The following is a 362-nucleotide window of genomic DNA, read 5'->3' on the forward strand; positions in this document are numbered from 1 at the left end:
ATTTAACTACATGGACCCCGATTCCTCAGCAGTTGTCCAATGTGGCGGCGCTTGGATATGCGGGATCAAATACAGTTACGGCATCGATTAACTCGGTTTCTTCGAAAGCAGTAGTCCAATACAGCACCAATAAGGGTTCTAGTTGGACTTCGGTGACGATGCCAGCAACAGGGACTTCATCTGCGTCTCCGCTTGCGGTCATTGCCACAGGTAACGCCACATATCCGCATCTTTTGTGCATAGGAGCCACAAACAATTCGGTGACTACTATATATGCGGTGGTCGGTAATCTTGCAACAGGTGCATCCAGTTTCAAGATTGCTTCGCAGGTTAATACGGCAATTGGATCGGGTGCCTTCACG

1 protein-coding gene is annotated in these 362 nt (G+C 48.9%); it reads right to left on the minus strand.

Annotated elements, in window-relative coordinates; all coding sequences use genetic code 11:
• Positions 1 to 25 precede the first annotated feature (25 nt).
• The coding region (locus AC1RPG_RS08425) for a hypothetical protein (protein ID WP_481762537.1) at positions 26 to 362 on the minus strand (337 nt) is incomplete at its 5' end.

It is taken from the genome of Dellaglioa sp. CoH-57-MRSF-18 (assembly GCF_056781995.1).